Here is a 26,402-nt window from a genome sequence, read left to right on the forward strand (position 1 = left end):
ACTCATTTAAAAAAGAAGAAAACATGAAAAATATAATCTCAGCACTGTTAATCATAATTTTTTTTCAATCATGTGCAGAAGAATCAAATACGGATACTACAGTAGATTTAATTAAAAAGGTAGAAACTAGCCTCACAACTCGGGTATATATAGAAGGTGATTCAACATGGTCTATAGAAGAACGTATGACGCACTATGGAATTCCAGGTGTTAGTATTGCTGTGATACATAATGGTAAAATTGCGTGGACAAAAGGGTACGGTGTCGTGGATAAAGAAAGTCAAACCCCAGTAACTACACAAACACTTTTCCAAGCAGGAGCACTGAGTATTCCTGTAACAGCCTATGGTGCATTACGTCTTGTAGAACAAGACAAAGTAACATTAGATGAAAACATTAACAGCTACTTAAAGTCTTGGAAATTGCCAGAAAATGAATTCACCAAGGAAAAGAAAGTAACCATAAGAAATCTTTTAAATCATTCTTCAGGAATATATCCTCGTATAATAGGAGGACATAACTATAGTATAAATGAAAAAACGCCAACACTTGTGGAGATACTAAACGGAATTTATCCAGCTAAAAATGAGCCAATCTCCGTAAAGAAAGAGCCTGGTGAAAGTGTTCGTTTTGAATATGAACACTATGTGCCTATTCAACAAATGATGCTCGATGTTGAGGGTAAGGGGAAAACATTCCCAGAGATTATGCATAAACTCGTGTTACAACCCTTAGAAATGAACAACAGTACGTTTAACCAATCACTTACTACAGAACAATTAACGATGGTAGCAACAGGTTATTTACGAGATGGTTCTATGGTAAAAGGTAGAAGAAATATATATCCTTCAATGGCTGCATTTGGATTATGGGCAACCGCTGAAGACTATGCTAAATTTATAACCAACATACAGCAAACCCTAAAAGGTAAGCGTACTAAAGGATTATCAAAAGATCTAACAGAATTAATGGGCACACGATTTGGAGCCCAGAATTCTGGTTGGCCAGCTAGCTCAGCTTCACACGGGTTAGGGTTTCAACTTCAAAATAGAAACAATGAAATCTACTTAAGGTATGGCGGAATGAATGCAGGTTTTTTTGCTGAGATTATGGCTCATAGAGACAAAGGTTATGGTGTGGTTGTATTCACTAATTCCAATTTTCCACAATTCAATGCTGAAGTGATTCGTTCTGTAGCCCTAGCCTATGATTGGGATGGTTTTGTTCCGGTATATAAGAAAATAGAAATTGAACTGTCTTTAATCGATAAAATTAATGGTAGATATATATCCAATGGCAGAATTTTAAAAGTTTTTCAAAAGGACAACAAACTGTTCTATAAAAATATACTTAACATAAAACCTGAAGAACTAGTCAAAGTCTCGGATAGTAGTTTTGTGAGAAGAAATTATACTCGACTTATGCAATTCATGCCAAATTCTGAAAACAAAGCGCTCAATTTACATTATATTAATAACAACGATGGGTCAATAGCATCAACCTATATAAAGATGGATACTGATAAAAAAGAACCCGTAGAATTTCTTCTTGAAGGTGAATTTGAAAAAGCACTTAATGCATATAAAACCAGAAAAGAACATGACGCTACTTATCCTACAGTTACTGAAGACTACCTAAATGATCTTGGTGATAGTTTTTACCACGAGAATAGATTGAAATTAGCACAAAACACGTTCAAAGTGAATATGATGCTCTATCCAAATAGTTTTAAAGTATACGACAGTTATGCAAAAGCCTGCAAGAAAATAGGGGAAATTGATCTGGCCATTTTAAATTATTCGAAATCACTTGAATTAAATCCTCAAAATAACAATGCTAAGGATAAGCTTAAGGAATTACAAAAAAGTGAATAAAATGAACTTCCATTTTTTGAATGGATTTCAGGTTACAAACATTTATAAATAAAAAAATATGAAAAATAGTGTCTCAGTTCTCTTCATCATAATTCTTTTACAATCATGTGGATCACAATCAAATACCGATACTGCAATTGATTTAATTAAAAAGGTAGAAACAGGTCTCACAACTCGGGTATATATAGAAGGTGATTCCACATGGTCTATAGAACAACGTATGAAACACTATGGAATTCCAGGTGTCAGCATTGCAGTAATACATGATGGTAAAATTGCATGGACAAAAGGTTATGGTGTCGTGGATAAAGAAAGTAAAGTCCCTGTGACAGAACAAACCCTTTTCCAGGCAGCAGCAACTACTATGCCGGTTACGGCCTACGGAGCATTGCGACTTGCAGAAGAAAATAATTTAGCCTTAGATGAAAACATTAACAGCTACTTAAAATCTTGGAAAGTGCCAGAAAATAAGTTTACCAAAGAAAAGAAAGTCACTATAAGAAATCTTTTAAATCATTCTGCCGGAATACATCCTCGTGGTACGGGATCATATAATATAAATGCAAAAATTCCAACACTTGTAGAGATTCTGAATGGGACTCCTCCAGCCTCAAACGAGCCAATAACAGTAAATAAAGAGCCAGGCGAAAGTGTTCGTTTTGCATACGCTAGCTATGTGTCCATACAACAAATGATGCTGGATGTTGAGGGGAAAACATTTCCAGAAATCATGGATGAGCTTGTGCTACAACCCTTAGAAATGAACAACAGCACATTTAGTCAATCTCTTACAGCAGCGCAATTAGAGAAGGTAGCAACAGGTTATTTACAAGATGGCTCCGTGGTAAAAGGCAGAAGACATATCTATCCTGTTATGGCTTCAAATGGATTATGGACAACTGCCGAGGACTATGCAAAATTTATAACCCATATACAGCAATCAAAAGAGCTGACAGAATTGATGGGTACACCATATGGAGTGCGTAATTCTGGATGGTCAGCTACACTCGGGTTAGGGTTTCAGCTTTTCAATAAAAACGGTGAAATCTACTTAAGGCATCACGGATGGAATAGAGGTTTTTATGCTGAGATTATGGCTCATAGAGACAAAGGTTATGGTGTGGTGGTGTTTACAAATTCAACTTTTCCCGAATTTAATGCTGAAGTGATGCGCTCTATAGCCCTGGCGTATGATTGGAGTAATTTTGTTTCGGTTCATCAAAAAATGGAAATTGAAGAGTCATTAGTTGAAGAAATTGCAGGGAGGTACCAATCCGATGAAGTAATTGTGGAAATCTATCAAAAGGGCAATCAACTGTTTTACAAAAACATACTTGACGAACAGGGAGTAGAACTCATTAAAGTATCCGATAGCCTTTTCGCCCGAAGAAATTCCAGCCGATTTATTCAGCTTAAATCAGATGCTAAAAATGGAACGATCAATTTACAATATCTGAATAGAAACGATGGGGCCTTAGTTTCAACAATAGTTAAGGTTCCCAATTATAAAAAGCATCCCGTGGAATTCCTTCTTGAAGACGATTTTGAAAACGCACTTGTAGCCTATAAGAATTTAATGGAACTGGATCCTACCCATCCAAGTGTGACAGAAGGCTATATAAATGACATTGGTTATGATTTTTACCACTCCGATAGAATGACACTATCACTAAACACTTTCAAAGTGAATATGATGCTCTATCCTGATAGTTACAAAGTATATGATAGTTATGCAGAAGCCTGTATGAAAGCAGGAGAAACAGATTTGTCAATTTTAAATTATACGAAATCACTTGAATTAAATCCTCAAAATAACAATGCCAAGCATATACTTAAGGAATTACAAAAAAGTGAATGAAACAAGCTTTCATCTAATTTAATAGTGCTTTATGATAGAAATAGTAATTAACAAGTCATTCCAAACATTTATAAACTAAGAACATTATGAAAAACATAACAGGACTACTACTTTTAATACTTCTTTTTCTTGCATGTAAAAACGAGTCAAAAAAGGACTCTGATACCTTAAACACTGCACCTCCAAAATATGAAACGTATAATTATTCTGGATTTACAAAAGAAGAAATTTACGCAATCCATAAACATATTTATGAAGGTGGGGATTGGACGGTATATGGTGATACCGAGCGGTATTTTTACCTAAACTTCTCCGAAATAAAGAATCATTCACGCATACTTAGGTCAGATACACCAAAAATTCTTGAAGAAACACCGAGAGATGATGTGAAAAATTTCATTACCTCAACAGATTTAAAAAAAGGAGGTGGACTATCATTAAACGACTATGTACAGCAAGTAGAAGTTAATGGGTTAATTATAATTCATAAAGGCAAAATCGTCTTTGAAGGTTACCCGAGAATGTTCCCAACCGATTTGCATATTAATATGATAATAACCCAAGTTTTTGTGAGTACTTCAATTGCTATTTTGGAGGATAGAGGTTTAATCGATACTAGCAAACCCATTGATTACTATTTTGATGCCCTTAAAAATTCAGGGTGGGAAGGTGTTCCGGTACTAGATATTCTTTCCATGAGTTCCGGAATTGATCGTGTCCCATTGGATACGTATGAGGTGAGTTTTGACCCCATTAAGGATTTAGCTACAGCAAAGTCTGCTACGCCATCAGGAATGGAGTACCAATGGTCGAATGCCGATGCTATGGTATTAACGCTACTTGTTGAAAAAATTAGTGATCTTCCTTTTCGTGATTTTGTGGAACAGGAAATATGGAGAAAGATAGGATCAGAACATAGTGCCCTTTTAGCAATCAATAAGAATGGGACCTCTGCTTCATATGTTGATGGCATGTCAACAACACTTCGAGATCTTGCTAAATTTGGTCTTGCTTTTACGCCTAGTGGTAGAAAGAGTGCCAATCCAATAATTTCTGATGCGCACTTATTTAAAATACGGAATGTAAATAAAAACCTCAAGGAGACTTCACGGAATTTTAAAGAAACGATATATAGCAGTTATCAATGGGGTGCAGTATTCGATGATGGTGATTTTTATAAAGGAGCACATGGAGGTCAAGGCCTTTATATATCACCTTCGAAAGATTTGGTTATTGCATTTTTCGGAACTTCTAATACTGATCGTCAAAGGAATCAACTTGAAGTCATTTCTCGACAGCTTTCCAAATCAGGACTATTTGATCTTGAATAAAATGACCAACAAAGATATAGTACATCAAATATCTAGACCTTAGTAGACAATTATAAACTATGAAAAACAGAAAAGGAAACTACTTTTAATAGTTGTATTGACTCTATTTTTAAATGCTTACAATACTAAAAAAAACAGAAAACGAGGAGTAAATGTATCTAGAATCCTGATGTGAATAGCTATAATTTTTTTATGTTTAACATCCTATGCTTAAGTGGAAGTAAACAAAGCTATCTTCTTATAGACAGCTTTGTTTATTGTGTATATAAATTATTTAGTTTTCTAATATTTCTATAGCACGATCTATTCCACTATCTATTCCTTCTTCGAAATCTGAGGTTGACAAAAATGGCACTCGGTTTTCTTGATTTTGGGGACCAATACCAACTACTTCAAAAACTTCTCCCTGTGCATCACTATATATTTCATTAGATAATCCTACTTCTGCGCCAATAGGCAAGATATGTGTTAGAATAGTAGAAAAAGCACCATTTGTGTTCTCTCCCACGATGGTTACATATGGTAAATCTTTCATGCATAGCGTTAAAAGTTCTCCTGCACTTATGGTAAATGGACTCGTAAGTAATATGATATCTCCAGTGAATTGAAAATCTCCTTTAGGTCCTACGGAAAAAGATTTATTTTCTGTAAAACTGTTACCTAATCGAGCTTTTTTGAAATATGAAACTCGTTCTTGATCCATAAAACGAGAAACCATATCTAACGCCGCTGTATCGTAGCCACCATCATTAAAACGCATGTCGAGAACTAGTTTAGAAACTCCGGATGCTGAAAGATCATTCATCATTCTATTTAATACAATATTTAATGCTGAGAGTTCATCAATAAAATTAGTTCCATATCCTTCCATTGTTATGATATTAATGTATCCAATATCATCATTGATCAATCCCCATATGATATTCTCATTTTCATCTGTTTCAAAATCTCCTCCTAAATAATCGGTAACAATGGTTGCTAATTTTTCATTCCCAAGATCAAAAAAATCATCATAATTTTCTATGATGAGATCTCCACTTAGGTTCTCATTGAGTCTTTCCAGTAGTTTTGGATCTCCTGATTGAATTTCAATGCCATTGTCTTCATCGTAGATACTTACATGTCCATCTTCTAACAAAAATGCTAACTCTTCTAAAACATCATAGAAGTTATCCGCTGTTACTTGATCTCTCAAACTCTCATACTGAGACCAGTCTACATTTCTGGTTTCAAAAAAAGCATAGTAGTCATTAAAAATATTCCAGAAATGGTCAAAATTTACCTTTGGATCTTTTGTTTCAGAAACCTGATCAGGGAGACAAAATGGATTTTGATTTAATAATCTAGTAAATTTCACTTCTGAATCCGATAAATCTGTAGAGGCTATTAGCTCATTTATATTTATTAGGTCCAATTTTAATCCAAAAAAATCTTCAGGAATAAAATCATCATCCTGAATGGAACATCCTACAGCATTTATATTATAAAATACATCTTTACCATCTGTAAACTCAAAAATGTATCCTTTTTCAGCGGATAACCAAAAACCGTTTATCGAATCTTTAGCTGGTGGAGTGGTATCATCATCTGATTGACAAGAAGAAATAAATAGCAGCAAGAAACATACAGGCCATTTTTTAATAATAACGAAAGGGATTTCTTTTTTGATTATATGTAATATCATAATTTTTGATTTTTTTTGTGAAGTAAAATATTGTGTAAATACTAAGGCAGCGTTTTACTAAAACTGAAGAAAATAGAACCTAATTCTTATAAGACTGTATTTAGAAACGATATCCAATTTTAAGATTAATATAAGGTGTCAAACCAATTTCTCTGCCAGTCTCGTTTCCAAAACCAATCCCACCACCAACTCCAACTTCATAATTAAAATGATTACCAATATTTCTTCTAATTCCCCAGCTTACTGCTGTAAATGGATGACTAGATAAATTTCTATTAGTACCAGTATCAGAATGGTCATAAAAATAGTAACTACCTCGTAACGATATATAATTACCACTGTTACCATCTATTCTTTTACCTTGACTTGCTCGTTTTTTTAAATTATAGTACCAACGAGGTTCTAATGCTACTATAGGTAATGAATAACCATTACCAACTTGAGTATCATTACCATCCGTCCATAAACCTACAATTGCTATTCCTATTTCACTTTGTAAAGCAACTTGATTGGATATTTTTAATTCATTATGAACCCACACGCCCATAACTCCGATTTGAATTCCAAAGGTTGATTTTTCCACGGATACCTCTTGTATATTTTGAGAAAACCCGAAATAGGAACTCATTATTAAAATGGAAATAAAAACTACTTTATTCATACGAAACATTATTTATGTTTTTTGATTTACTGATGTAAAAGTATCAGGATCAAAAAAATAATAAAGTAATTTTGCGACGGGAGAAGTGCTAAAACAGTAGAACTATACGAATCAGGACGTTTTTTGAAGTTTTCTATAAGCTCCTGGAGATACCCCTAAACTAGTTTTAAAAATACTATAGAAGGCACTCTTAGATTTAAAACCAGATTCCATACCAATGGCTTCAATAGAATATTTATTAAATATCGGATTATGCAATAGATTTTTAGCAGTTTCGATTCGATATTCATTTACAAACTGAATGATGCTTTTATTGATTTCCTGATTTATAATCTGTGATAAATACCCTTCACTTGTTCCCAATCGAGTTGCTAGATCTAATCGACTTAAAAGAGGATTTTTGTATAACTCTTCTTCCTCCATTATTATATAGAGCTGAGTAATGATCTTAGAAGCTGTTGTTTCGCTTACTTTCTTTTTTGTTTGAACATCATTCGATGTTTTTGACATTAAATATTGGTGTATTTCGTCTTTTTGAACAACTATCTGTAGTTTGAACACTCCATAGTACAATATCCACCACGATAAAAAAGAAAGTAATATCCATAAAAAATCCGTGGTATATTCTGAATCGAATACATAAAATTCTATGTTGGATAAAAGCCAACATATAATAACACATACAATAAAAAGGTTTAATCTTAGTAACCATCGTTTTTTATCTTCAGAAATAGTAGTAGCTCTTTTTATTAATTTCCTTCCCCAAAGAATTAAAAATGTATTATAGGCAAATGATGCTTGGTCCATAATATCAAATACCAGATCATCAAAACTTATATTATAAAGGTTAAGAACATTTCCTAAATAAAAAACAGTTTCTATAATAAAAGAACAGATAACAGGAAGATAGAGCAATTTACGCCAACTTTCTTTAAGATATTTATGCTGAATTTGAATCAGAAAATAGGTAAATAAAGTAACTCCAAACAGATACTCCATTGTAGGATTATTTAAAAATTCTAAAACAATATTTTGTATATCAAATGACCCTAGAAGAGTCAAACTTGTTAGTAAGAATATTGATAAGGCGAGATAGTTGTTAGCACGACTCTTATAAAAAGAACTAGTAACTAATGCAATACTAATAAAATATCCTACAATTCCACTAGCGATAATAGCAATAATAACAATGTCTAATATTATTTTATTCAATCTTTATAGAAATTAACGACATTAAAATTCAATGAGAAGCGTAAATTATTTTAGCATGAATCTTTCATGTCTTCAATACGCTATACATCCATACCAATAACTATAAATATTCTGAGATATTACAAGAGTTTTTATAATTGATCAAAAATCAGCTTCTAATATCTATTGGAGGTATGACTAGTTACATTAATAGCTACCAATGAACTAAATGTTTTTTTTAATTAATGTAATATTTATCTTGCGACTTGATGACAGTATAAGATCAAATTCGTGCAGAATGGTATTATTATTTCATAAATACATGGTATAGTATTTATTATCAGAAGTTTTGGATAATCCTAATAATGCTGAAATCACCAATAACAAAATTATTATAGGAAGAAAAACAATTGACTTTAAGGAGTATGCACAGGAAACTGTGACAACAAGAACTTGGATTCCAAAAGCCATAAAATGAGTCGAAATTTATCAACCAAAAAAATGAACACTTTGAATCTAAAAATGGAAGCAACATTACTTTCCTTTTTTAATGTCTTATCCAGAGATAATTATCTTTTTTATAAACTATATCCTGGATTAAACCAAAAGATAAATGAAAACGACCTTCTTATATTTAGAAGGTCGTTTTTTGTGAAAATAGTGGGTAGGAATACACTGATTACATTACCAGAAGTACACTACTAATTCGAATTATTTTCAAACATGATCATTATTCAACTAATAATCTTAGGACACGTTTAGAGCCTGAGCGATCTAAAATCCGCACTAAATACAGTCCGGTTTTAAGATCAGAAACATCAATAACCATACTTTTTGTGTTTTCAATTACTTGTAATGATTTTATTTCCTTTCCGCTGAGATCTGAGATCGTGATTAAGCTATTCTTCAGATCTGTTTTATTTTGTATAAAAATGCTTGATACTGCTGGATTTGGTGACATACTAAAAGAAGGCTCGTCCTCATTGTTCATTCTATTTGTTACTGTTGTACAATCAGGAGCAGTTGATGAATTACTAAAATAAATAGTATATCCATCTGCCACCAATACAAAGTTTCTTTCGTCAATAGTTACATAGTAATCTCCGTCTAAACCAGAAATACCTGTACCCGTTAAAGAAATTTGCGGACTTTCTTCATTAAAATTTTGAGTAGCATCCGAAAAATCAATATACCAAGGTGCGGTATTTAAATTAAATGAAAACTGATACAAACCATTATTAGCTAAATTCCAATTTAGAGTAAACAAAGTAACATTGTCTAAATTTGGACCGCCAACACCTAATACATACACATTTTCATAAGAAGTATTCACATTAACCAATGAAGTGCTTATTGGTGTATCAAAAGTACAATCACCAGTCGGTGGTCCGATAATGATATCTTCTTCCACTGTTATCGCTATAGAAGCAGTGTCAGTAGCACCATTACCATCATCTACGGTAAGGGTAGCAATATATTCTCCTACGTTGTATACGTGAGTAGAAGTGATTTCTGTTCCAGAATTACCATCTCCATAATCAATACTATATGTTAATAAATCTCCATCAGCATCGGTGGATCCAGAAGCATCAAAAACGACTGTTAATGGAGCTACTCCAGTATTTGGACTCGCTGTTATAGCTGCAACAGGAGCGGTATTTGTAGGTCCTGTAGGATCATCACAATCAGGAGCAGTTGCCGAATTACTAAAATAAATAGTAAAATCTCCAGTAGTAGAAACTAATACAAGGTTATCTCCGTCAACGGTGGCGTAATATGCACCATCCAAGCCAACAAAACTTGAACCTGAAATAGTGATTTGAGGTTCCGCGGAATTAAAGTTTTGAGTCGAAACAGATATTAAATTGTTATACCAATCTGGAATACCGTTGTTGGTACTTAGAGAAAATTGATATAAACCATTATTTCCTAAATCCCAGTTGATAGAACTATTCGCAACATTATCTAAATTTGGTCCATTATTTCCTAATACATAAACATTTTCATATGAGGAATTTATGGAAGGTAATGCCGTTGCTCTTGGTGTATCAAAAGGACAAATTATTTCTTGGCAGTCAGGGTCTATAATTAAACTAATCGTTTCTGTTACACCACTACTAAACTCACCATCACTAACAGTAAGTGTTATTGTAGCGCTCTGTAAGTTAGTATATGTATGAGAAACTTCAACACCTTCAGCAGTTGTTCCATCTCCAAAATCCCAAGAATAGGTCAATGGATCTCCATTAGGATCATAAGAATCAGCCGCACTAAAACTAACATTAGGGCCCCCACATCTTCCATTATCGCTTGTAAAAGAGGCAATAGGAGGTAAAGGTTCGGATGTTGCTCCAAAATCAACATCACTGGTTGAGTAAAATGCTTCTTCAGTAAGTGAGCGTTGCCAAATACTGTAGATTACGTGCTTACCGGTTCTTGCTGGTAAAATCACATCAATATTATCAATAGCTGCAGCTGGTCTTGGATCTGTTTCTACAAGGAGTTCTAAACTATCCCAAGTGAGCGGTTGATTTGGTGCCCAATCTGCTTTTGTAATATAAACTCGATAGTACAAAGTTTGATGTGGCGCAGAATTGGTCCAAGTTACCGTAAATGGACCAGGAGTAACCGATGTCGTTACCCAATCATCTCTTACTTGATCCAATCCCCCGTATTTGTCAGGTCGTCCAGCACTGGCTAGGTTACCATCCATAATAATATCCATATGCATTCCGTTAGCATCCATTCTGGCAACTTCGTTCCAATCATAAAAAGCTTGTGTACCCCAACCAATGATTGCATCTTGGCAGGCAGGTGAGTCTGGACTTTCAGGATTTTCTTGAAAACAAATCCAAACCCGGCTTGGTGGACTTGTTACTGTTCCATGTGGAGAAACTGAGTGATTAGGAATTAAGAACAGCCCTGTGCATAGTAGGATCTGTAAGGAACGTCTTTTTAAATGAAAACCTATAGTTTTTAGGATCTCATTTCTTTGAGGTTTTTTTTTCATGATAGTTTTAGGTTTTAAGAATTATGGTTTGTGCCGATTGGTCAAAAAAATAGTGGCACTGTGTGCGTTCGTATAGTTTGCTTTAGCTTCTGTGCTAATACGTTCTTTGTTATTAGTTTATAACAGACATATTATTAATGGAAAACTCTGAAAAAGCGAAAAATTAGTACAGCCAATGTTAGCCGATTTACTAAACTATGTGCCATCAGCGGCGCATCATTGTTTATTTATATTTCGCTTTATTACGTGATAAAAAACATATCAAACATAAATTTTAGAGGTTAAATGAAACGATTATTATTAATTTTTAATCTTACTGTCGTCTATCATAAATAGCAAACAAAATTTGATTGTTAGCCAATTAACATGCTAACCATATATTAATACAGAGTCTCTTTTAAATTTATGAAAATTGTTTACTAAAAAGAGAATAATTAGATGAAATTATTGGTTTAGACACCTTTATAAAGTCTTAACAGTTGTTATTTATATAACAATTATATCATAATTTACTACTATCATAGTGTTTCAAGAAGAGTATTAAAATTATATTGACTGCATACTATAAGTTCATATTCATCTTATGTTAAGAAGAGACTAAGAATGAAAAAAGAAAATCAAGCTCAAAAACCTTAGTTTTTAAGTAAAAATATATACGTTAATGATAAAAATCGGCAGATTTATTATGAAAAAAAATGTTTTTTGAAATAATTTGTAGACATACATTATAAAAATAGTTAAATTATTATTTAAAAAATAACAGACAATATTTTTTCTCATAGACAATTATGGAATAAAAGGGATGATTCACTTAACATATTTCTAAGAGTTTCTATTTTTAAACACTTTGAAAAATGAGTAGATAAAAATGTGTAAGTAATGTTATAAAATAAAAGCCCCCAATATGTTGAGGGCTTTTGTTTTGCCAAAATTTTTAGTTAACAAAGTATTTTCTTCTAACTATATACCTTATTCATTCACAAAAACTTTGGTCATTGATTTTTTACCTGTTGTTGATTCTAAAGTCAATAAATATAAACCTGAAGCCACATCACTTACATCAATTGTATAAGTAGATACTTCAGAAATACGATCAGACTTAAGTATTGCTCCGGTAAGGCTTACAAGTTGTACGATAGCTCCATTAAGGCTAGAAGTTCCTGAAATATTGATTACAGAGTTTGACGGGTTAGGAAATACTGTAAGCCCTAATTCGTCAAAAGAACCAACGGATAGCGTAGCACACGAAGGTTCTGAGTCCGTTAAACTAAAATATATCGTAAATCCTTTTGTTTTAGAAACCATGACAAAATTACCATTATCTACAGTAACGTAATAAGAACCATCTAATCCTTCAATTTCAGTATCTACAAAGGTCACTTCGGGATTAGCTTCTGCAAAATTATTAGACATTTCTATAAACGAAGTATACGTACTTACAGTTTGATAATCAAAATTATATAAGCCCTGGTTATTTAAATCCCAATTGATGAAAAATTTCTGAAGATCACTAAAATCAGGTCCATTATCACCAATCACATATACATAGTTATAAGTTTCGTTTAATGTAGGTAAAGGAGCTGTTCTTGGTGTATCAAAAGTACAAGGGTTTTCCTCACATTCTGTATCTGCTATTAAGTTAATTGTTTCTACGGCACCACTACTAAACTCCCCATCACTAACAGTCAATGTAACTGTAGCGCTCTGTAAGTTAGTATATGTATGAGAAACTTCAACACCTTCAGCAGTTGTTCCATCTCCAAAATCCCAAGAATAGGTCAATGGATCTCCATTAGGATCATAAGAATCAGCTGCACTAAAGCTAACATTAGGACCACCACATCTTCCATTATCGCTTGTAAAAGAAGCAATAGGAGGTAAAGGTTCTGATGTTGCTCCAAAATCAACATCACTTGTTGAGTAAAACGCTTCTCCGGTAAGTGAGCGTTGCCAAATACTGTAGATTACGTGCTTACCGGTTCTTGCAGGTAATACCACATCAATATTATCAGTTTCAGCTGCTGGTCTAGGATCTGTTTCTACCAGGAGTTCTAGACTATCCCAAGTGAGTGGTTGATTTGGTGTCCAATCTGCTTTTGTAATATAAACTCGATAATACAAGGTTTCGTGTGGTGCAGAATTAGTCCAAGTTACCGTAAATGGACCAGGAGTAACCGATGTTGCGACCCAATCATCTCTTACTTGATCCAATCCTCCGTATTTGTCAGGTCGTCCAGCACTGGCTAGGTTACCATCCATAATAATATCCATATGCATTCCGTTAGCATCCATTCTGGCAACTTCGTTCCAATCATAAAAAGCTTGTGTACCCCAACCAATAACAGCATCTTGGCAGGCAGGTGAGTCTGGACTTTCAGGGTTTTCTTGAAAACAAGTCCAAACCCGGCTAGGAGGGCTGGTGACCGTTCCATGAGGAGATATAGATTGTACAAAAGCTAATGATAAGGAGAGACAAATTAAAGTCTGCCAATATCTTCTTTTTACATGTTGGTTTCTTAGAGTTTTTCTTTTCATGACGTGATAGTTTGTGTTATACGATTTCATCGCTACATAACCATAGCGATAATGTCTTCGTAACTTAAATTTTGTCAGTTTATTGCGAAAAGGTTATAAATGGCTTGATGAATTTGATTAAAATCTTGGAGAAAAGAAACATTATATAAAATAAAAACACTTTTAATTTATTATACTGGGATTAATACAGATTTCATTCCAACAGTTTCCTAACAAAATGTTTGTTTTATTAGAAATAAGACGCAAATTGGCTTTTATATAGTTACTCACAGTTTGATATATGATACATAGAATTTAGTGATTCTGCCAAACAGAAAAACTAAAAATATGCGTTCATCTACCAAAACTTCATCAGACAAATTTTATATGGATTTTACTTCTAAAAAATCTTCTTCAAAACTGGATATAAAATCATGGATATACTTCTTATTTCTATACTTTGTTTTTACCACTAAGTAATGATTACGTTTTAAACCATTTTTACTAATGCGCTTAAAAACAACGTTTTCAGATAATTTAAAAGGAGTTAATTGCCACTTTGGAACGCACATAATCCCCATATTTGCTTCGATCATTGATAGTGTAATTTCGGTAAATGGAATAGCAGAAATCTTTTTAGGATTCATTTTATTAGGTTTTAAGAAGTGTTCATAAACAGATACACCTTCTAAAGGAAAAGAATTTATCAATAAGTGTATATCAGAAAAATGACTTGCTTCCAAATATTCCAAGCTATTGAGTAGGTTTTCTTTATGTATAACAGCAAAAATCTCATCTTCAAAAACTTTAATACTTGTCAATTCTTCAGAAGTAGGTTTAGATGTAACAATAGCAATATCTATATCTTCAGATAATACTTGTGATATCGTTTGATGTGTTGCACCAAGAGTAACATCTATGTCAATTTCTGGATAAAGCATTCCCATTTTTTGAATGAAAGATGGAATAGAATGAAAAAACGACTGACATTCAGCACTCAATTTGATAGCACCTTTGGAACCTTCCATAATATGTTTGATGTTACTAAAACCTTCATCAATAGACTGGAATAGCTTGTTAGCCAATTTATATAATTCGGAACCTTCTTGGGTCAATTCCCACTTATTTCTAGATCTGTAAAAAACTTTAAAGCCTAAACGCTCTTCTAACTCACGCAATTGATGACTTAAAGCTGACTGTGTTAAAAACAACCGCTCGGTAGCGTTAGCAATACTGCCTTCTTCTGCAATCGTTTTTATTAATCTGTAATATTTGAGTTCCATACCTACAAAGATAGAATAGTTGGTTATAAATTATAGTTGAAATAATTTCAACTACAGTTTCAATTATCTCAATTTCAAAACTATATAAACCTTACTATTCATTATAGTTTTGTGTAAGCTAATTGTAAGATTATGAAAACAATAGGATTGATAGGAGGGATGAGTTGGGAATCATCAAAACTGTATTACGAGTTTTTAAACACCAAAGTAAAAGAACTATTCGGAGGCTCACATTCCGCAACATGTGTGATGGTGTCAGTTGATTTTGCCGAGATCGAACGATTAACTTTTAAAGATGATTGGGACGCCATAGGAGCACTCATGAAAGCTGCAGCGCAACAGTTAGAAAGGGCAGGAGCGGATATTATTTTACTTTGCACAAACACCATACACTTAGTAAGTCATTATATTTATGAAAATGTAAGTATCCCGTTTATGCATATTGCTACAACGACTGGCGAATCTATCCAAAAAGCAGGTTTAAAAAAAGTAGCATTATTAGGAACGAAATTTACGATGGAAAAAGATTTTTATACTAAAACATTGATGAATGATTTTGGGCTAGATATTTTAATTCCTGATACACGTGATAGACAAGTTGTCCATGATATCATTTATAACGAATTAGTAAAAGGGCAATTTACAAACACTTCAAAACAAATAATTATTGAGGTAATAAAAGAACTACAAAAACAAGGTGCACAAGGTGTTATTTTAGGTTGTACAGAATTACCTCTACTAATTTCAAAATCAGACGTGGATATTCCAATTTTTGACACAGGAAAAATTCATGCGCATACAGCTGTTGAATGGAGTATAAATAAGTAATAATGATTGGAACAATTTTAATATAGCTACTAGAATTCCAAAATAAAACAAACAGCGGATACTATTAATCCTTAATCAAAAAATCATGAAAACAACGATATCTTTATCTATTGTTAGCCAATTCTTTTTACTAATTACAGCTATTTCTTTTTCGCAAGAGAAACAATTAAAAGATCATGTGCTTTTCTACAGTTCTTTTGACGGAAAAACAACTGCCGATATAGCTGTGGGTGATGCAATGATGTATACAGCCGAAAGCTATAAAAAAACGGCGTATGCCAAAACAGGCTTGCATAATCCTGATGTAGTTTTGGCTAAAAATAAAGGTCTGACTGGTGATGCGCTTCACTTTAAAACGGCAAACACCTCTGCTATTTTTTATAAGGCTTATAAAAATGTAGGGTATAATAGTACATCTTGGAGCGGTACCATATCATTTTGGTTGCTATTAGATCCCAACAAAGACTTAGCACCAGGTTATTGTGACCCAATATGCATTACAGATGTTAGATACAATGATGCGGCCTTATGGGTAGATTTTACAGATGATAGCCCAAGACAATTTAGACTAGGAGCAATGGGAGATTTAGATGTTTGGAATCCAGAAAATAAAAACGATGAAACTAAGTGGAAAAAGCGCACTGTTACTGTAAAACAACCTCCTTTTGAGAAAGGAAAATGGACTCACATTGCTATTGTTTTTACAGAAGTAAACACAACAAAACCTACATTCAAATTATACCTTAACAGTAAATTTATGGGTGTTATAAAAGATGTTGATGATCCTTTTACATGGGAAGTAAAAAAAGGAAAAATCATGCTAGGTTTAGGATACATTGGTTTGATGGACGAACTGACTATTTTTGATAAGCCACTAAATCCTAAAGAAGTAACATCTGTTTACGAATTAAAAAATGGAATAAAAACGTTATTTAGATAAACATATAGAAGACTGCATGGAATAATAGTTAAAATATAGAATCAATAACTCTCAAAGCAAGAGTAGAGAGTTATTGATTTATTCCTTCACAGTTTTAATAATTGAATTGAATCTAATTTTACTTTAGCTGCTTCGTACGTTTTTTTCAAGCTTTCACTGTTTTCAAAGTACTTTCCATAGGTCTTTGCCTTTTCAATAGACTTCATTGTTTTTTCATAAAGACCATTTTTGTAATAAGCGATGTGCTCGTATTCTGCAAAATAAATGTCATTTTTAGTTTTTGCTCCATGCTTTTTAGCCAATTCTAGATATGCTAATGCCTTCTTATATTGTTTCTTTTGATAATACATAACCGACATAAATTCATATCCTTTAGGTAAATTAGGAATTAATTCAGTACTCTTTTGGTAACATTCCAAGGCTTTATCATATTCATCATTATAATAATATGCCATCCCTAAAGACCAAATAGCAGCGGCGCTATCAGGATACATATCTACTACTTTTTGAAAATACTTTTGAGCTTTTAGGTAATCCTCTTCTACCAAAAGTGAATACTCTGCCTGTATTAGATTCCGTTCAGATTTCAATGTAGAATTTTTAGAAAGATTGTAGGCTTTAGTAACCAGTTTTTTATATTCTTCTGGATCCTGTACATAAAAACCACTCATTAAAACACCACTTGGGTAGTTGGGATCTAATTCAATAATTCTTGCTGATTTTTTTTGATACTCTTGTTTGTTACCATAAAAATAAAAGTTTAATTCTAGGTCGTTTAAGAGTTGATGTACTTCTGGTACTTTAGAATCTACTGCTAATGTAAATCCATAGGCGTTTAAATCCGAAGGTGCATATTTTTTTACGAATTCATCTTCGATTTCACGTTCTGTTTTTTGTGTTTGACAAGAGCATAGGCAAATGGCTAATAATATAGTGCTTAACTGTTTTAACATAATTATTTTTTTAATTAATTTATGTCAAAAATAGATGCATCATACATAGCTTTTTTAAAAAATAGAGAATGGTGGGTTAAGTAATGATAAAAACAGAAAAAGGGTATAGCAATTGCTTAGATTAAGACATTTTTAGTACTGAAGAGACCTTCTTAATATAACTTGATCCTACTGGGATCTCGAAGTCTTCTATTTCTACATCTTTTTGAGTATAAGCAGTTACTTTATTTATAGCTATAATATAAGAACGATGTGTACGAATAAATAGATGTGAAGGAAGTTGTTTTTCTACTTTGCCAATATTACCTTTTACTACTATTCTTTGATCTTTGGTATGAATCCTAACATAATCTTTTAAGCTTTCAATATATAGAACATCATCAAATACAATTTTAATATGTTTCTTATTTACATTAACATAGAAAAATGTATTATTTTCTTTTTGGTACTTTGTTGATTGATTTGTCACTTGAGTTCTTTCATAATAGCGATCAACAGCTTTTACAAATCGATCAAAAGAAATAGGTTTTAATATATAATCTACAATGTCTAAATCATATCCCTCTATAGCATATTCTCTATAAGCCGTAGTAATAATTACTTTTGGAGGGTTTTGTAGTGTTTTTAGAAAATCTAACCCTTTTAAAACGGGCATTTCGATATCTAAAAAGAGCAAATCTATCTCCTCTTTTTTTAGTACTTCGAAAGCTTCAACAGCACTGTAACAACTAGCTATAACATCTAAATCATTAAGTGCTTTTATATGATTTTTCAGTAAATCTATTGCAGGAGATTCATCATCAACCAATAAGCATCGTACCATATTAATGTATGTTTAAAGTTAGTTTTAAGCTAAAAGACATATCAGATTCTTCAATTTTAAAAGTATGTTGTTTTGGGTATATTAAATCTAATTGTCGTTGAATATTGGTAAGACCAATTCCGTTTTTATAGGTTTCTGTCTGATTACTGAATTCAGTATTTGGTTTTGTATTCCAAACACTAAATTCTATATGAGTATCTAACTGCAATAACTCTATTTTTATTTTTGGTTTTTCTACACTATCCCTAACACCATGTTTAAAAGCATTCTCTACTATAGATAACAGCAATAATGGTGTTATTGATAATCCATTTTTAGAAAGTTTTTTTTCAAATTTCACTTGTAATCGTTTACCATATTTGATTTGCTCTAAAGCTATATAATTATCTATAGTATGTACTTCTTCTGTTAAAAGAACTGATTGATGTTGACTTTTGTATAGAATATAATCTAATATTTCAGAAAGTTGTAATACCATATCTGGTGCTTTAGGAGATTTGGCTATCACATAAGAATATAAATTATTTAATGTGTTAAATAAAAAATGTGGGTTAAGCTGCGCCTTTAGATATTTAAGTTCAGTAGCTATTTTTTCTTTTTCTAACTGAAGTATTTTCTCCCTTTCTAATTCTTGCTCTTTATTAGTTTTAAAAAAAAACATAATCAATGCCGGAAAATGAAACGAAAACATGGAAAAAGGAAAATCTACAAAACTAATTAATGGGTAAGGGCCTTCAGAACAGTACTTGTCCAAATGATAATATCCTATTAACCTAAATAAAAATACGGATAGTATGATCATAAAAATCATAGACCCTCCAAAGGCAAGATATTTTTTTTTCTTTAGATAATACGGTACCTGCCAATTATTAAAGGCGTAAGCAGCCATGATTATTAAAGGGAACTTAAATAATGTTGTTTCTAAAGATTGTTCGAACAACTCAGAACTACTAGAAGCAAAGACATAAAAGAGGAAAATTATAATCCAAAAAACTATATGCGTTTGGATAATCTTTTTATTAAAATTCATATTTTGAAATATAGATAAATTATAATTTTAATAATTATAAAGTATATGTTTATTTACCCTAAGTCTACGAAGGGGAGATAACTGTATAAAAACGCAAAAATAAGAAGGTATTCGCTATACTTAGTCAGTTATTACCATTTCGTCTATTTCATGAAATATGGCAACCGTTGTTTTCTATATTGGCAATTCTTATTAAAAATTAAACCTACTATGTTAAGATTTAAAATAATAATTACAATAATGTTTATTGTTGGAACATTGTCTAGTTGTTCATCTATAAAAAGATTAAACGATACACCAATTGGCTTAATAAATAACGTCTCTTACAAAGACTCATCATTTGATAATCCAAACGCATCTAATGGATTTTTGGTAGAATATGAAAATCGTGCCTATGGAGTTACCGCTAAACATATTCTTATCATGGCAAAAACAGACAAGATGAAGTTTGTTGATTTTGAAGGAGAATTAAAACAATGGCGAATGCATCCTAAAAATGATAGTAAGAACTATGTTATTTTAGATAAACTCTTAAGTACAAATAAAAAAGATTCACTTACCTGGAGTTATTTGGATACCAATTGGGACACTTTTAATGATTGGTTAGTGTTTTCTGTTAAAGAAAATAAAACAAAGTATAAACCTTTGAAATTTAGAAAAGAGCCACTTAAAAAAGACGAAAATGTGTATGTAATTGGCTGGTCATATAAAGACAGTGTTGGCCCACAACGAGTGTATACCTATAAGTTTAATGAGATAGAGGGTAATTACTATAATTTAAAGCAGATAGAAGGGCCTAAAAGTTTAGGAGGATTAAGTGGTTCGCCTGTAGTAGATAAAAAAGGAAGAGTAGTGGCTTTGGTAAGTTCTGGTTGGGAAGATGAAAAAACTAAAGAGGTTTTTATACAAGCTACCAGTATGAAAAATACCATTGAATTTATTTCTCAATTAGAGTGATCTTAAACCTTTCATAACAACAACAAATCTATATATCAAAAAGATTTATGAGAAAAGTATTAATTATAATAATTATACAAGTTTTGTTTTCAAATTTAGCAATTGGGCAATCAAAGGTGACTATTAAATTAGATAAAGGCCAAGTACTTGATGTGCTACTCAGAATCAATGCTGATAATGTTTCTGAGAAAACGGAAAATAGGTTTTTTGAAAAACTCGTGCCAAGAGCTTTTGAATTAGGTTATCATGGGATTCCTTATGAAATACATATTGACTATCCAGCTTTGCAAGGAAATCATACACCAGATCACATATTGTTTGGGCGTTGGGATTCACTAAAAAACAGAGAAGATACTATGGAAAAGTTAGTACAAGAATTTCCAGATTTTCATGAGTTAAGAAGGGAAATCTGGGCTAGTTTATATGCAGTATTTTTTAAAGTCCCAAGAGATCTGTCCTTCTCTTTTCAAAAAGGAAAATATTATGTTATTACATTTTATTGGAGCGATGAAAAGAAAAAGTTTAAGAAATTCAAGAATAATTGGCTAGGCCTCATACAGAAATATAAAGGCAAAACAATATTGGACTTATATGATGGCATATCGTCAATAACGAATTATTATTCGCCTGATTATATGAATATATCCGAATGGAATAATGAAGAAAAGTATAGAGAATTTTATCGAGAGAGTCTTAAAATGAACAATCTCGGAATTAAAAATGTACATCAGTTCGGGTTATTGCCAAAGTTCAAAAATTGAATATGTGACTTTTTGGATATTGCCACATATACTGTAATCCTCCATCATTTCATTTCGGCGGATACGTGTACTAGCCAGCTAGTCTTGAGCTGTCATACTGAGCCTGTCGAAGTGTCGAAAGTATAGGAGGGAAGCACAATGTGTATGAAATGAGATGATTTTAAAAGTCATTCAAGTCTATCATATTATGCTTATAACTGTTACCTATAGGTAGTTCTATTTCACCTATTTCTATATCGTGTTTGGTATATGCAGTGACTTTATTCTTATTTACAATATAAGAACGATGTATTCTTATAAATCTAGGGTCAATGCGTTTCTCAAAACTTGAAATACTTTCTTTTACAGTTAGCGTTTCATCAAGAAAATGAATCTTAATATAATCCTTTAAACTTTCTATATATAGTACATTGTCAAAAGAAACACGTATTTTTTTCTTTGCCTTAGTTACATAAATACCTTCTGTGTTTTTAGTGTTTTCTGTATTATTTATTACTATATGTTTTTCCTTTAGTTTTAGAAATTTTTGAATGGCAGAAAAAAAACGTTCAAAAAAAATAGGCTTTAATAAATAGTCTACTGCATTTACCTCAAATCCATCTAGGGCATATTCGCGAAAGGCAGTTGTAAAGATAACTTCGGGTTTATGGCTTAGGCTTCTAAAAAAATCTACACCTTTTAATTGTGGCATTTCTATGTCTAAAAACAACAGATCAATTTTCTCTTTTGCTAACACAGAACTAGCTTCTATAGCATTCTTACAAGAGTCTATAAGTGTAAAGTTTGGTAGTTTTTCTAAATAGGTTTCAATCAATTCTCTTGCTAAAGGCTCATCGTCAATTATCAAACAATTGTAGGTCATATAACATTTAGTTTTAAATAAGCAGAAAATGAACTCGAACTATTTTTAATAATTAAATTGTGCGCTTTGGGGTACAACAATTCTAATTGTTCTTTTATATTCTTCAATCCTATTGAAGCTACTTTCTCCTTCTTTTTTATGGTTTGTGGAACACTGTTATCTATCGAAAAGACCAACTGCTTATGTTCTTTTGAAATTTCTATTTCAATATTAGCTTGATTAATTTCTTGAGCGACACCGTGTTTAAATGCATTTTCGACAAAGGTCAACAACAAAAGAGGTGCTATTTTTTCATCACCGTTTACATTTTGCGTAAAACTTATTTTGACCCTATCTCCATAACGTATTTTTTCTAAAGATAAATAGTTGTTAATGAGTTCTATTTCTTTGTCAAGAGTAACATACTCATCATTACATCGGTATAAAATATAATCTAAAATATGTGATAACTTTTCAATCACTTTTGATGTATCATCAGATTTTTTAAGCGTTAATGCATGAAGGTTATTTAGGGTATTGAAAAGAAAGTGTGGATTTAATTGATGTTTTAATGCAGCTAGTTCAGCAGTTTTTTTCTGTTGGTTAAGTTCTAGCAAGTGTTGTTTTTCCTGATAAAGCTTAAAAACCATTATTAAAAATGTCGGATATAATAAATACAATGATTTCGATATAAACTCACTCACATTTGTTAGCCTGCCTAAAAACGAAGCATCTGTAAATCGTTTTATGTAATTGGTATACGTAGAGGGAAATGTTACTTCAAAGTAGTACATATAAGTTAAGGTACAAACAGAATAAAAGATGAGCAAGGTTATGATTGTAGTGATCACAAAAAGCGAGGTTTTCTTTTTATTTAAAATATAAGGGACTAAGAATTCAATAATAACAAACGCCAATGCAATTTGTAGTACTGTACGTATGGTATAAGTGATAAGTAGCTCATAAGTCGTAGTGTGATACCAATTCGATGTGGATGCAGAGAACACAAAAATAATTACCCCAAAAACAAGATATTTTAATCTTGAGGTTTCTAAAAGCTTTTGAATTTTTTGTTGCATCCGATTATTTTATAATAAAAATACGAATTATACTCATGTTATTCTCCACATGAATACAAATACCTATTTAGAGATGTCTAAAGTGCGGTTAGTGTAGACAAAATTATTCAGAGGGTATAAATCAGCTATTCAACATCATTAAATCCCTATTTGATTGCGCTACAAGAAATGAGCAATTTCTTAAGGTATTTTGCTCGCAATATTAAAAATCAAATAAAATTTAAACGCATTAAAATGAAAAGTATTCAAAATTTAATTGCTTCAAAAAGAAAAAAAATTATAAAAGATATAGCTTTGGTTTTACCTTGTTTGTTTTTTGTTTCTCTACTAAGCGCTCAAACAGCAATTATAAATGGAAAAATTTTAGATAATAAAACAAAAGAACCATTACCGTATGTAAATGTCATAATTAAAAAAGAGGGGAAGATTACTACAGGAGGAATAACTAATGATAATGGTTTTTTTTCAATTAAAAAAATCCCTTATGGCAATTACATGATTGCTTTTCAATACATAGGTTATAATGAGAAAGAGCTTGAAGTAAATTTATCTGCGAACAAAAAAACTATAGATCTTGGCAACATTGCCATAGTTGAGGATGCCTTATCGCTTGATGCCGTAGAAATTACAGCAGAACGCTCAACCATCGAACAAAAAATAGATAGAAAAGTAATTAATGTGGGTAAAGATTTAACCACAACTGGTGCATCTGCTAGTGATATTATGAATAATATACCTTCTGTTAGTATAAACCAAGAAGGAGGTGTATCATTTCGCGGTAATGATAATGTTCGCATTCTTGTTGATGGAAAACCTACCAATATTGACCCAAGGGATTTGCTACAACAAATACCAACAACGTCTATAAAAACTATTGAATTAATTACGAATCCTTCGGCAAAATATAATCCAGAAGGTATGAGTGGTATTATTAATATCACTCTAAAAAAGAATGCCAATTTAGGTTTAAATGGATCTGTAAATCTTGGATTTACTAATGGAGAACGATCACGTTATAATAATGCATTAAATCTTAATTATAACAATAAAAAAATTAATGCCTATGGAAATTATGGTAATCGTTTTGGAGATCGAGTAACAAACGGAACTGTAACTCGTACAATAGAAGAAACGAATCAGCTAACCAAAAACATTAATAATCAAACATCACATTTAATTAAAGTTGGTTTAGATTATTTTATAGATAATAAAAACACCTTTTCTATTTACACAAACCAGAACATAGCTAAGCGACAGTCTGATGGCAAAAAAGATATTAGTTTTTTTACTGCACCAGAACAAAATTTTAATCAATTAGATGATTTAAATACTGAAACATTAAGTGCTTCCTATAATGTTGATTATAAACACATCTTTTCTGATAACCATTCTTTGGAATTAGAGGCTGATTATAATCGTATAACTAACGAAGCAGCCAATGCCTTTAGTTTTTTTGGTAATACCCCTATTAATAATTATCAAGAGACTATTGATGATAATCGAAATAACACAGTAATAAACCTAGATTACGAAAATGCTATCAATGAAAATTCTAATATAGAATTAGGGTTAGAAACACGTATTAACTCAGTAGAGAATTCTTATGTAAGTGATCGCATAGATTTTAGAAATTCAAACTTCAATTTTGATAGAAATATCTATTCATTCTATTCCACATTTAGTCAGAAATGGGAAAAATTACAATATAATATTGGGCTTAGGTTAGAGCGATATAACACCGATAATAAATTTATAGAAGTAGGGGATGAGGCTAATACCTTTTCCGATAAACAATTTAATATATATCCTTCTGGGTTTTTAAAATATACTCCTAATGAAAATGGATTGAATAGTTATCAACTTAGTTTTAGTAGACGTGTAGACCGACCATCATTAAACCAAATAAATCCAATCAGGCAAATAAGTACACCACAAATAATTTTAAAAGGAAATCCAAACTTATTACCACAGTTTACTAATTCAGTAGAGCTAAACTACACCAGAAAACAAGAAGGAGGTAGTTTAACTTTTGGAGGGTTTTACAGAAGAATTAGTGATGAAATTAACAGAAGAGGTTTTTTTGATGATGAAACCCCAACAGTTTTGATTTTGGATTACGCTAATTTTGATAGCACAAATGCCTTTGGTTTTGAATTTTCTACAAATTACAAGGTGAATGACTGGTGGCGTTATAACGGAAGTGTAGATATTTACACAAGAAAACAAAAAGGGATTATTGAAAATGAAGAAGTAGAAGTAAAAAACACCCTATTCAATATTAAGATCAGTAATAGTTTTAAAGCTACAGAAAAACTTTCGTTTCAACTATTCACTTTGTATTCTGGTAAGCAGCGTGTTTTACAATATGAACTTAAAGATAATTTCTTTATGAATGCAGGCGCTCGCTATAACTTTGCAAAAGGAAAAGGTACTATAAACCTTAATTTTAATGACATTTTTAAGACCCAGCGTTTTGCTTTTAATGCATTTCGAACAATTATTCAAGAAGGAGAGTTTAGGCAAGATAGTCAATCGGTATATTTAGGATTGTCATATCGTTTTGGGATTAAAAATAAAAATATAAAACGTAAAAAACGTGATGCTAATGAGAAAAAAGATAAATTCTTGTAATTATAAATTTAAGAGATAATCAACAAAATAGCTGCTTTTATAAGCTTAGATCTATTGATAAAAGAGCATAGCGTACTTGATATAATAAAAAGTGTAAAGGCTGGGTATAAAATATACTCGGCCTTTACTAATTAATCTGAATAATTTGCTTTC

General features: G+C 31.9%; 20 protein-coding genes. 9 read left to right on the forward strand and 11 right to left on the reverse strand.

The annotated features are described in order from the left end of the window. Positions 1-23: 23 nt before the first annotated feature. The 3 genes from Q0975_RS11080 to Q0975_RS11090 all read left to right on the forward strand — a co-directional run bounded on the left by Q0975_RS11080 (position 24) and on the right by Q0975_RS11090 (position 5,063). Positions 24-1,874, forward strand: coding sequence for a serine hydrolase domain-containing protein (locus tag Q0975_RS11080; protein ID WP_299436516.1), 1,851 nt, complete (start codon positions 24-26; stop codon positions 1,872-1,874). Between the two features lie 58 nt (positions 1,875-1,932). Beyond that, the gene (locus tag Q0975_RS11085; RefSeq protein WP_299436519.1) at positions 1,933-3,732 is read left to right on the forward strand and encodes a serine hydrolase domain-containing protein; all 1,800 of its coding nucleotides are present in this window, start codon (positions 1,933-1,935) and stop codon (positions 3,730-3,732) included. Between the two features lie 86 nt (positions 3,733-3,818). Further along, complete coding sequence (locus tag Q0975_RS11090; protein ID WP_299436521.1) at positions 3,819-5,063, forward strand: serine hydrolase; 1,245 nt, start codon at positions 3,819-3,821, stop codon at positions 5,061-5,063. A 274-nt stretch (positions 5,064-5,337) separates the two neighbouring features. Here Q0975_RS11090 and Q0975_RS11095 read toward each other — a convergent pair whose 3' ends face one another. The 3 genes from Q0975_RS11095 to Q0975_RS11105 all read right to left on the reverse strand — a co-directional run bounded on the left by Q0975_RS11095 (position 5,338) and on the right by Q0975_RS11105 (position 8,620). Further along, positions 5,338-6,747 carry a S41 family peptidase gene (locus tag Q0975_RS11095; protein ID WP_299436524.1) on the reverse strand — a complete coding sequence of 470 codons (1,410 nt, stop codon included), beginning with the start codon at positions 6,745-6,747 and terminating at the stop codon, positions 5,338-5,340. Positions 6,748-6,847: 100 nt separating this feature from the next. Beyond that, positions 6,848-7,408 (reverse strand): hypothetical protein, encoded by a 561-nt coding sequence (locus tag Q0975_RS11100; RefSeq protein WP_299436527.1) that lies wholly within the window; start codon positions 7,406-7,408, stop codon positions 6,848-6,850. A 111-nt stretch (positions 7,409-7,519) separates the two neighbouring features. Then, positions 7,520-8,620 carry a helix-turn-helix domain-containing protein gene (locus tag Q0975_RS11105; RefSeq protein ID WP_299436530.1) on the reverse strand — a complete coding sequence of 367 codons (1,101 nt, stop codon included), beginning with the start codon at positions 8,618-8,620 and terminating at the stop codon, positions 7,520-7,522. Between the two features lie 453 nt (positions 8,621-9,073). On the opposite strand from Q0975_RS11105, the gene Q0975_RS11110 reads away from it, so the two are divergent. Then, positions 9,074-9,304 carry a hypothetical protein gene (locus Q0975_RS11110; RefSeq protein ID WP_299436533.1) on the forward strand — a complete coding sequence of 77 codons (231 nt, stop codon included), beginning with the start codon at positions 9,074-9,076 and terminating at the stop codon, positions 9,302-9,304. A 25-nt stretch (positions 9,305-9,329) separates the two neighbouring features. On the opposite strand, the gene Q0975_RS11115 is transcribed toward Q0975_RS11110, so the two are convergent. The 3 genes from Q0975_RS11115 to Q0975_RS11125 all read right to left on the reverse strand — a co-directional run bounded on the left by Q0975_RS11115 (position 9,330) and on the right by Q0975_RS11125 (position 15,406). Further along, complete coding sequence (locus Q0975_RS11115; RefSeq protein ID WP_299436536.1) at positions 9,330-11,609, reverse strand: lytic polysaccharide monooxygenase; 2,280 nt, start codon at positions 11,607-11,609, stop codon at positions 9,330-9,332. Positions 11,610-12,578: 969 nt separating this feature from the next. Beyond that, entirely contained in the window at positions 12,579-14,144 is a 1,566-nt protein-coding gene (locus Q0975_RS11120) for a lytic polysaccharide monooxygenase (RefSeq protein WP_299436540.1), read from the reverse strand. Positions 14,145-14,506: 362 nt separating this feature from the next. Continuing rightward, positions 14,507-15,406: a LysR family transcriptional regulator gene (locus Q0975_RS11125; protein ID WP_299436542.1), complete on the reverse strand. Its 900-nt coding sequence runs from the start codon at positions 15,404-15,406 to the stop codon at positions 14,507-14,509. 132 nt (positions 15,407-15,538) lie between these two features. Here Q0975_RS11125 and Q0975_RS11130 point away from each other — a divergent pair, with 132 nt between their 5' ends. Both Q0975_RS11130 and Q0975_RS11135 read left to right on the forward strand, forming a co-directional pair. After that, positions 15,539-16,234, forward strand: a complete 696-nt coding sequence (locus Q0975_RS11130) for an aspartate/glutamate racemase family protein (RefSeq protein WP_299436545.1) — start codon at positions 15,539-15,541, stop codon at positions 16,232-16,234. Positions 16,235-16,319: 85 nt separating this feature from the next. After that, positions 16,320-17,174 (forward strand): LamG-like jellyroll fold domain-containing protein, encoded by an 855-nt coding sequence (locus tag Q0975_RS11135; protein ID WP_299436548.1) that lies wholly within the window; start codon positions 16,320-16,322, stop codon positions 17,172-17,174. Between the two features lie 86 nt (positions 17,175-17,260). On the opposite strand, the gene Q0975_RS11140 is transcribed toward Q0975_RS11135, so the two are convergent. From Q0975_RS11140 to Q0975_RS11150, 3 genes are all read right to left on the reverse strand, one after another. Continuing rightward, complete coding sequence (locus tag Q0975_RS11140; protein ID WP_299436550.1) at positions 17,261-18,127, reverse strand: tetratricopeptide repeat protein; 867 nt, start codon at positions 18,125-18,127, stop codon at positions 17,261-17,263. 121 nt (positions 18,128-18,248) lie between these two features. Continuing rightward, positions 18,249-18,950 (reverse strand): LytTR family DNA-binding domain-containing protein, encoded by a 702-nt coding sequence (locus Q0975_RS11145; RefSeq protein WP_299436553.1) that lies wholly within the window; start codon positions 18,948-18,950, stop codon positions 18,249-18,251. A 1-nt stretch (position 18,951) separates the two neighbouring features. Continuing rightward, positions 18,952-19,980, reverse strand: coding sequence for a histidine kinase (locus Q0975_RS11150; protein WP_299436556.1), 1,029 nt, complete (start codon positions 19,978-19,980; stop codon positions 18,952-18,954). Between the two features lie 210 nt (positions 19,981-20,190). Between Q0975_RS11150 and Q0975_RS11155 the strand changes: the two genes are divergently transcribed. After that, entirely contained in the window at positions 20,191-20,937 is a 747-nt protein-coding gene (locus tag Q0975_RS11155) for a trypsin-like peptidase domain-containing protein (RefSeq protein WP_299436559.1), read from the forward strand. 47 nt (positions 20,938-20,984) lie between these two features. After that, a complete protein-coding gene (locus Q0975_RS11160; RefSeq protein ID WP_299436562.1) occupies positions 20,985-21,698 on the forward strand; it encodes a hypothetical protein in 714 nt (237 codons plus the stop codon). A gap of 160 nt (positions 21,699-21,858) precedes the next feature. Here Q0975_RS11160 and Q0975_RS11165 read toward each other — a convergent pair whose 3' ends face one another. Together Q0975_RS11165 and Q0975_RS11170 are read right to left on the reverse strand one after the other, a co-directional pair. Continuing rightward, positions 21,859-22,560 (reverse strand): LytTR family DNA-binding domain-containing protein, encoded by a 702-nt coding sequence (locus Q0975_RS11165; protein ID WP_299436565.1) that lies wholly within the window; start codon positions 22,558-22,560, stop codon positions 21,859-21,861. Beyond that, positions 22,557-23,618, reverse strand: coding sequence for a histidine kinase (locus tag Q0975_RS11170; protein WP_299436568.1), 1,062 nt, complete (start codon positions 23,616-23,618; stop codon positions 22,557-22,559). Before Q0975_RS11170 ends, Q0975_RS11165 begins: the two co-directional genes overlap by 4 nt. 234 nt (positions 23,619-23,852) lie before the next feature. Between Q0975_RS11170 and Q0975_RS11175 the strand changes: the two genes are divergently transcribed. Further along, positions 23,853-26,249, forward strand: coding sequence for an outer membrane beta-barrel family protein (locus Q0975_RS11175; protein WP_299436571.1), 2,397 nt, complete (start codon positions 23,853-23,855; stop codon positions 26,247-26,249). The last annotated feature ends 153 nt before the right edge of the window (positions 26,250-26,402 follow it).

It is taken from the genome of uncultured Aquimarina sp., assembly GCF_947500065.1.
GTDB lineage: Bacteria > Bacteroidota > Bacteroidia > Flavobacteriales > Flavobacteriaceae > Aquimarina.